The organism is Hymenobacter agri (genome assembly GCF_054778495.1).
Map to the genome: position 1 here is coordinate 1 of NZ_BAAGZM010000511.1, position 3,130 is coordinate 3,130.

Annotated in this window: 3 protein-coding genes; 2 read left to right on the forward strand and 1 reads right to left on the reverse strand. The window is 62.8% G+C overall.

Annotated elements, in window-relative coordinates:
• Nucleotides 1-1,373 (forward strand): LTA synthase family protein (locus tag ACYVDE_RS18515; RefSeq protein WP_460503028.1); only part of this gene is annotated, 1,373 nt, incomplete at its 5' end.
• A gap of 50 nt (nt 1,374-1,423) precedes the next feature.
• Nucleotides 1,424-2,758: a MiaB/RimO family radical SAM methylthiotransferase gene (mtaB, locus tag ACYVDE_RS18520; RefSeq protein WP_460503029.1), complete on the forward strand. Its 1,335-nt coding sequence runs from the start codon at nt 1,424-1,426 to the stop codon at nt 2,756-2,758.
• 167 nt (nt 2,759-2,925) lie between these two features.
• Here the strand turns inward: mtaB and ACYVDE_RS18525 are convergent.
• Nucleotides 2,926-3,130 (reverse strand): hypothetical protein (locus tag ACYVDE_RS18525; protein WP_460503030.1); only part of this gene is annotated, 205 nt, incomplete at its 5' end.

The window sequence follows — 3,130 nt, forward strand, 5'->3', positions numbered from 1 at the left end:
CGGCCTGGTTTGGGCGCGGCCGGGCGGCACTGGCCTGCCTGCTGTACGCGGCGCTACTGGTGGTGCCGCTCCGGGGCGGCACCCAGCAAATTCCCATCAACCAGAGCGACGTGTACTTCTCACGCGTGGCCTTCGCCAACCATGCGGCCCTGAACGCACCCTGGAACCTGATGAGCGCGCTGGTACTGCGCAGCGAGGAGCAACCGACCCAGCCATTTATGCCCGACAGCACGGCCCGGCGGCTGGTGGCGGGGCTGTACCCGCTTGCAGTGGGCGCGCCGGCACCACCCGACTCTACCAGGAATATTCTCAGCGAAGCCCGTCCCAACGTGCTGTTCATCATTCTGGAGAGCTTCACCAGCAAGCTGGTGGGCAGCGTGGGCGGCGAGCAGGGCGTGACGCCGGTTCTGGATAGCCTGGCCCGCACCGGGGTGCTGTTCGATAATATCTACGCGGCCGGCGACCGCAGCCAGAAGGGTCTGGTATCCATCCTGTCGGGCTACCCCAACCAGCCGACTACCAGCATCATCAAGTTTCCGCGCAAAACCGAGTACCTCCCCCACCTGTGTCGTTCGCTGGCGGCGGTGGGCTACCGCTCGCACTATTACTATGGCGGCGAGCTGGCGTTTGCCAACATGAAGAGCTACCTGCAAACCGCCGGCTACGAGCACCTCACCGAGCGCGCCGACTTTGCCCAGGCCGACCAGAACTCGAAGTGGGGCGCCCACGACGGCGTGCTATTTGACCGCATCTTGGGCGACCTGCGCCGACAGCCGGCACCGTTTTTCGTCACGGCCTTCACGCTGAGCAGCCACGAGCCGTTTGAGGTGCCCATGAAGACCCGATTTCCGGGCACTGATGAAGCAAGCTTGTTCCGCAATTCGGTGTATTACACCGACCACGAGCTGGGGCGGTTTCTGCGGGTGGCCCGGACCGAGCCATGGTATGCGCACACGTTAATAGTACTGGTGGCCGACCACGGCCATATTCAGCCGGGCGATTCTCCCAACCAAAGCCCCGATAAGTTTCGCATTCCGCTACTACTGGCGGGCGGGGCGCTGCGGCCCGATGCCCGGGGACGGGTGGTGCACACCATCGCCTCGCAAACCGATGTGGCGGCCACGCTGCTGCGGCAGCTCAGCCTGCCCAGCACCGAATACGTGTGGAGCCGAGACCTGCTGGCCCCGCACCCGCGCCCGTTTGCGTATTACTGCTTTAACAACGGGTTTGGGACTGTTTCACCACTGAGCTCCATGGCCTTCGATAATGTGAGCCGTCAAGTTTGGGACCGCACAACCAGTCCGCCCGACTGGCAGCTGCGCCTCGGCGAAGCTATGCAACAGCTCACCCTCGAAGACTTTGCCCGGAAGTAGCAGCGCCCGTCGGGCGTGCACAGCATAGCTGCCGTACCTTTGCGCCTGCTATGCCTACTCCCCAATCCGTTGCCTTATATACGCTCGGCTGCAAGCTCAACTTTTCCGAAACGTCGGCCATTGGCCGGCAGTTTGAGGAAAAAGGCTTTGCCAAAGTGCCTTTCGAAGCCGGGGCCGACCTCTACATTATCAATACCTGCTCCGTCACGGACCACGCCGACCGCAAATGTCGCAAGGTAGTGCAGCAGGCCCTCAAGCATAATCCCAACGCTTTCGTGGCCATTGTGGGCTGCTACGCCCAGCTCAAGCCCCAGGAAATTGCCAATATTCCGGGCGTGAGCGCCGTGCTGGGGGCGGCCGAAAAGTTTATGCTGGTCGATATTCTGGCCGATTTTCAAAAGCCCGCGCCGGGCCAGCCGGGCGCGGTGCACGCCTCGCCCATCTCGGAAGCCACCGAATTCGTGGCCGCGCACTCGTTCGGCGACCGCACCCGCACCTTCCTGAAAGTGCAGGACGGGTGCGACTATTCCTGCTCGTTCTGCACCATTCCGCTGGCGCGGGGCGGCAGCCGCTCGGGCAGCGTGGCCAGCGTGGTGGCCTGGGCCGAAGAGCTGGCCACCACCGGCGTGCAGGAAATCGTTCTCACCGGCGTGAACCTGGGCGATTTTGGCCTACAGGGCCCCGAGCGCGAGCGCCATGAAGACTTCACGCAATTGGTGCGCGCCCTCGATGACGTGGCCGGCATCCGCCGCTTCCGCATCAGCAGCTGCGAGCCCAACCTGCTCACCGACGGCGTGCTCGAAACCGTGGCCGCTTCGGTGCGATTCATGCCGCACTTCCACATCCCGCTGCAAAGCGGCTCCGATAAGATTCTGGGTTTGATGCGCCGCCGCTACCGCCGGGCGCTCTACGCCGGCCGCGTGGCCCGCATCAAGGAACTGATGCCGCACGCCTGCATTGGCGTCGATGTGATTGTAGGCTTCCCGGGCGAAACCGACCAGGATTTTCTCGACACGTACAATTTCCTGAATGAACTGCCCATCAGCTACCTGCACGTATTCCCGTACTCGGAGCGGCCCGATACTCTCGCGCCCACCCTGCCCGGCCGCGTGCCCGACCGCGTGCGCCACGAGCGCACCACGCAGCTGCGCAGCTTGTCGGAAAAGAAAAAGCGCTTCTTCTACGAGCAACACCTGGGCCTCGAAACCGAAGTACTGTTTGAAGACGACATTACCGATGGCCGCATGGAAGGCTTCACGCCCAACTACATCCGGGTTGCGGTGAAATACGACCCCCTGCTGGTAGGCGAGCGCAAAACACTCCGCCTGACGGCCGTGAACCCACAGGGCCTGATGGAAGCCGAGGAAATAGGAATCTTCGCTTGAGCTAACTGAACCGCGGATTTTTTCGAATTTCGTAGGTGAAGGATTTTCCACCTTCCAACACAAAAAGCACAACGGCCGCCCGATTGGGCGGCCGTTGTGCTTTGGGCCTGCTCAGGTAACTCCCCGCAACATCCGAGCAATTCAAAAAAACCCGGCCAATCCGTGGCTCAGACCATGCTTTGGCGGGCCATGGCCAGCATCTCGCGCAGCATCTGCTGCTGCTCGAGCAAATGCTGGTTGCGCAATTCGGCCAGGGCCAACTGGTGCTGCAGGTGCTGGGCATGAATGGCGGCGGCAACGTAAGCCTCGGGGTTGCTGGCCGGAGCCGGCGGCGTTGCGGCGGCGGGCAAGGCCGGGACCGGCACAACAGGC